This is a genomic window from Ornithinibacillus jepli, from assembly GCF_047228935.1.
In the GTDB taxonomy this organism is placed as follows: domain Bacteria; phylum Bacillota; class Bacilli; order Bacillales; family Amphibacillaceae; genus Ornithinibacillus.
Genome location: NZ_JBFEGG010000011.1, coordinates 1 through 5,069, shown reverse-complemented (window position 1 = coordinate 5,069; position 5,069 = coordinate 1). Strand labels below are relative to the sequence as shown.

The following is a 5,069-nucleotide window of genomic DNA, read 5'->3' as shown; positions in this document are numbered from 1 at the left end:
GCCTTTAAGGCCGAGGCCGGTAATAGAGGCTTCCAGCCGCAGAGCAAACCACCAGTTCACACTGGTGGTTTTGATTTTGTTCGGTTGGGATGGGATGGTTGGAGGAAAAGTTCGTGGTGAGAGGCGTGATGTTGGTATTTATAGAAAACTTCGGCGAAAGCGCTCTACCCTCCGGCGAAAAGAGAAGCGGTTTGGGCGAGAATGAGTTGGATTACGTCGAGAAGTGGGAAGTCCGGCGAAAGTAGAGTAAACTTCGGCGAAAGTAGAGCAAACTTCGGCGAAAGTGCTCTATCCTCCGGTGAAACTTTAGCTCACAACTAAAATAAAAGAGGCACTAGCTGAACTAGTGCCTCCAAACATATTAATATGGATCTGCATCGTGAGACTTTCTCACCGCATCTTCCACTGCTTCTGGTGCGCTTTCCTTGCCTAAAGGACGGAATTCTTCACCAAATTCCATCTTCATGTCGCCCATTTCTTTAACTTTTGCTGCGATTCCTTCACGAAGGCGACGACCATATTCCTCGTCAGCCTCTTCAGCTAACGTAATCATCTTATCTTGGATACGTTTGTCACAGATAGCTAAGTCATTGACTAAGTTGTTTATTAACTCATCTTTCTCCCATTGTTCGAAGCGGCGATATGTTTCACCTGCTTGCTTTGTATTGTCTTGACGGTCGATGGATTCACGTACTAAGTTTCCTTCTACATGTGGTGTGTGTTCTTTTCCAACTTGGACAGCTTCTTTTAAGCCACCAAGGATGGATGGCTCATAATTTACGTGTGGATTTTGTCCAGGTGCTTTATCATTATGATAACGAAGCTGACCGCCTTCTTGATTTGTAGCTACTCGTTTCTTTGCAGCGTTAATTGGCAGCTGTAAATAGTTTGCACCAACGCGATAACGCTGTGTATCTGAGTAGGAGAACGTTCTACCTTGAAGCATCTTGTCATCAGAGAAGTCAAGCCCATCCACAAGTACACCAGTACCAAAAGCAGCTTGTTCTACTTCCATAAAATAGTTTTCTGGATTTTTATTTAATACCATTTTACCAACTTTTCGCCAAGGGAATTGGTCTTCTGGCCATAGCTTCGTATCATCTAGTGGATCAAAGTCTAGCTCAGGATGTGGACCGTCCTCCATGATTTGAACAAAGAGCTCCCATTCTGGATATTCCCCACGTTCAATCGCTTCATACAAATCTTGTGTCGCATGATTCACACTTTTTGCCTGAATTTCAGCAGCTTCTTTGACGGTTAAGTTTTTAATCCCTTGTTTCGGTTCCCAGTGATATTTAACGAGTACTGCTTCTCCTTCACTATTAACCCACTTGTAGGTATTCACTCCTGATCCTTGCATCATACGGTAATTAGCGGGTATTCCCCAAGGAGAATACACAAAGGTTACCATATGGAACGTTTCCGGAGAATTCGCACAAAAATCAAAGAATCGCCGCGGGTCTTGCATGTTCGTTACTGGGTCTGCCCGGAAAGCATGAATCATATCCGGAAATTTCATCGCATCACGGATGAAAAAAATCTTCAGATTATTTCCTACTAAATCCCAGTTTCCATCTTCCGTATAAAACTTGATTGCGAAACCACGTGGGTCACGAGCTGTCTCAGGAGAATCGTTTCCGCCGACTACCGTTGAAAAACGTGCGAACACAGGTGTGCGTTTACCTTTTCCTTGGAAAACTTTTGCTCGAGTGTACTTAGAAATAGGTTCATCACCAACCATTCCGTAGGTTTCAAAATAACCATGAGCACCCGCACCTCTTGCGTGTACAATGCGTTCCGGAACTTTTTCACGGTCGAAGTGACTAATTTTCTCGATAAAATCATAGTTTTCTAATGTAGCTGGTCCGCGATTACCAACCGTTCGAATGTTTTGGTTATTGGTAACGGGATGGCCTTGTCTCGTTGTCAATGTGTCGTCATGTTCAATATTCGTCTTTGGCTTTTTTTCGGGTTTATCCATTCTTATCTCCTCTTTCTTATGTACTTCATCACAGTAATTATGCTTACCAAGAAACAAATAAAATAACCTTATTTTTAATAGATATTCCAAAATAAAATTTACGATTGATTAACCGTCTCTAACAAGCTATTCTTAGCTTAATAAGAAGGTTTATAGGGGGAGAAGGAATGGGCAAAATTATAGAGGTATCTCACGAAAAGTTAAAAGATCTTACTAATCTAGCGCTAGAATTATATTCTGGAAATATTTACGAAGGTCTCTATCGAGAATTAGAGCAAATGTTGAATGAGAAAAAGCATCAATTTCTTTTATATATGGAAGAAGAGCAACCAGTTGCATTTATTCATTTATCTATCCGTTCTGATTATGTTGAGGGATCGGATTCAAGCCCTACAGGTTATCTAGAAGGAATATTTGTTAAACAAGCGTATAGAAGACAAGGGATATCAACGGAGCTATTCAATTGTGGGAAGAAATGGTTAAAGGAACAAGGGTGTACGCAAATAGGCTCGGATATGGAAATAGATAATCAAGATAGTTACCCATTTCATATGAGTCTAGGTTTTAAAGAAGCAGGGAGACTAATTACTTTTATTAGGGACTTGAGTTAGTGAATTATTTCTATAATAATTTTTGTAAAAATTTATGTTTTTCCTTATAATATTGATTGTCGATTATTTAAAATTCGACAAAAATATTAGTATCAGGTACTAGTAGTTTGTGTTAAAATAGAAGTAAGTTGAATTGGAATTGAGGATGAGGAAATGTATAAATTTGCTGCGAATGTTGTAAAAGGTTTTCTAAGCCTTTTTGGAAGTATAAAAGTATATCAAAAAGAAAATTTACCAAAGTCGGGTAGTTATGTTATTGCTTGTACACATACTGGGTTTGTAGATATATTATGGCTCGGTATTGCTACATTGCCGACAGAGATCCATTATATGGCAAAGAAGGAACTTTTCCAGTCAAAATTTTTGAAATGGTTAATGGAAAGCTTACATGCGTTTCCGGTGGACCGTGAAAATCCGGGGCCAAGTGCGATTAAAACGCCTAGAAAACTTCTAAAAGAAGGGAAGGTCGTTGGAATTTTCCCTAGTGGAACCCGTTCTAGTGAGGATGCACCACTTAAACGTGGGGCAGTAACGATTGCTGCACATGCAGATGTGCCAATTGTACCAGCTGCATATGTTGGGCCAAATAATTTTAAAGATTTATTTAAGCGAATTAAGCCTAGATTAATTTATGGGGAACCACTTCAACTTCCAGAAGGCCTCTCTAAAAAAGAAGGCATGGATGTATTAATGGAACAATTGGATCAAGAAATGCGCGCATTACAAAATAAGATTAAATAAAAAAAGCCATCACTTCGGAGTGATGGCTTTCGTATTATATAAGCTTTTCAAAGCGTAAACGTTTGTTAAGAGCGTACATAATAGGAATCCCGATTGCTAGAACAGCGAACTCGCCAATTCCAGTTGTTAGCCATGTTAGGAAGAATGGCGCATCAGGCTCGATAATTTTAATCTCCCAAGCAATGATAAACATATTAAAAGTAAATACGAGTGTATTTAACATTAATAATGCCCACACATCCTTGATATATTTCGATAGTAGTATAATTATACCAAGTGAAATAGCTGAGTGTGCTACACCAAATATTAGATCTAGTTTGGATGGGGATAATAGTAAATTGGACAATAATACACCAATTACTATTCCAAAGAAGTATCTTTTATTAAATACAACAAGGTGGTTGAACATCTCAGAAATCCGGAATTGTATGCTGGTAAATGCGATTGGCGCAACTAGTGCTGTCACAGCAATATATAATGCTGCTACTAGCGCATTAATAACTAATGTTCTTGCTTTCATATTCATCTCTCCCTTAGTTTTTTTACGTGGGATGGTTTCGAACCACGTCGTGCAACTTTACTAGTATAGTATAACTTAGCAAAAATAGAAAGATAATTTTTACGTTGTATACACTACTATTACCAGCTCCATTTAAAAATTATAGTAATTGACAGTTAGTAAAGATATACATTATACTTACAATAAGTAAGTTAATTCTAAAAAGTAATGACAGGGGTTATCATATGGAACGTAAATACTTTCAAAAGCCCACGACATTTGTTGGGGAAGTCAATATAAATGTTAGAGATTTACAGAAGTCTTTGGATTTTTATCAACGGGTCTTTGGCTTTCAAATTATGCAGCAAACGGATAGACGGGTAGTCTTATCACCTGATGGAATACGCCCGATTCTTACCTTGGAGCAACCAGATAATGTCTTACCAAAGCAAGCTAGGACTACGGGGCTATATCACTTTGCCATATTATTACCAAGAAGGGCAGATTTAGCTAACTTTCTTAAGCACCTAGTGGAAACAGAGGGCAGGCATATCCGGCTTGGAGCCTCTGATCATTATGTGAGCGAAGCGTTATACTTCGATGATCCCGATGGTAATGGAATTGAGGTAGCAAGCGATAAACCAGCAGCTACTTGGAAATGGATTGATGGTACAGTGGATATGGCTACGGTGGCGTTAGATGCCAATAATCTGTTGGCAGAAAGTGATAAAAAATGGGATGGATTACCGCTAGACACGGTGATGGGTCATATCCATTTACATGTTGATGATTTAGAAGCGGCAGAAAATTTCTATGTTAATGGGCTCGGATTTGATATTGTAACAAGATACCCCGGTGCGTTATTTGCTTCTTCTGGTGGATATCATCATCATATCGGATTAAACGTATGGAACGGTGTTGGAGCTCCAAGACCAAAAGAGAATAGTGTGGGTTTAAATTGGTTCACATTAGTACTAAAAGATGAGGATACTAGACAAAAGAAAATCGATAGGATAAGAAGTGTTGGGGGAGAGGTTGTAACAGAAAATAATAAAGTTGTTATAAAGGATCCTTCTGGAAACTCAATCATACTACAAGTCAGTAAATAACCAAAAGGCATATAAAAGTGGAGAGGTGATTAACCACCTCTCCACTTTTTGTTAATGTTTTTGAAAACCCCTTGCTATGCGAGGGGTTCTGGAAAGCTTTCAGCGTGGGACAAAAAAAGCCTCACTTC

5 protein-coding genes and 1 riboswitch are annotated in these 5,069 nt (G+C 39.0%); of the genes, 3 read left to right on the top strand and 2 right to left on the bottom strand.

The features are described 5' to 3' along the window. Nucleotides 1-361: 361 nt before the first annotated feature. Nucleotides 362-1,981, bottom strand: coding sequence for a catalase (locus tag AB1K81_RS18525; protein WP_412978144.1), 1,620 nt, complete (start codon nucleotides 1,979-1,981; stop codon nucleotides 362-364). A gap of 167 nt (nucleotides 1,982-2,148) precedes the next feature. Here AB1K81_RS18525 and aac(6') point away from each other — a divergent pair, with 167 nt between their 5' ends. Then, entirely contained in the window at nucleotides 2,149-2,592 is a 444-nt protein-coding gene (aac(6'), locus tag AB1K81_RS18520; RefSeq protein WP_412978143.1) for an aminoglycoside 6'-N-acetyltransferase, read from the top strand. Between the two features lie 153 nt (nucleotides 2,593-2,745). Further along, entirely contained in the window at nucleotides 2,746-3,333 is a 588-nt protein-coding gene (locus AB1K81_RS18515; protein ID WP_412978142.1) for a lysophospholipid acyltransferase family protein, read from the top strand. Nucleotides 3,334-3,367: 34 nt separating this feature from the next. On the opposite strand, the gene AB1K81_RS18510 is transcribed toward AB1K81_RS18515, so the two are convergent. Then, nucleotides 3,368-3,853 (bottom strand): QueT transporter family protein, encoded by a 486-nt coding sequence (locus AB1K81_RS18510; protein ID WP_412978141.1) that lies wholly within the window; start codon nucleotides 3,851-3,853, stop codon nucleotides 3,368-3,370. A 7-nt stretch (nucleotides 3,854-3,860) separates the two neighbouring features. Then, a riboswitch (PreQ1 riboswitch) is annotated at nucleotides 3,861-3,905 on the bottom strand. A gap of 172 nt (nucleotides 3,906-4,077) precedes the next feature. Between AB1K81_RS18510 and AB1K81_RS18505 the strand changes: the two genes are divergently transcribed. Next, nucleotides 4,078-4,941, top strand: a complete 864-nt coding sequence (locus AB1K81_RS18505; RefSeq protein ID WP_412978140.1) for a VOC family protein — start codon at nucleotides 4,078-4,080, stop codon at nucleotides 4,939-4,941. The last annotated feature ends 128 nt before the right edge of the window (nucleotides 4,942-5,069 follow it).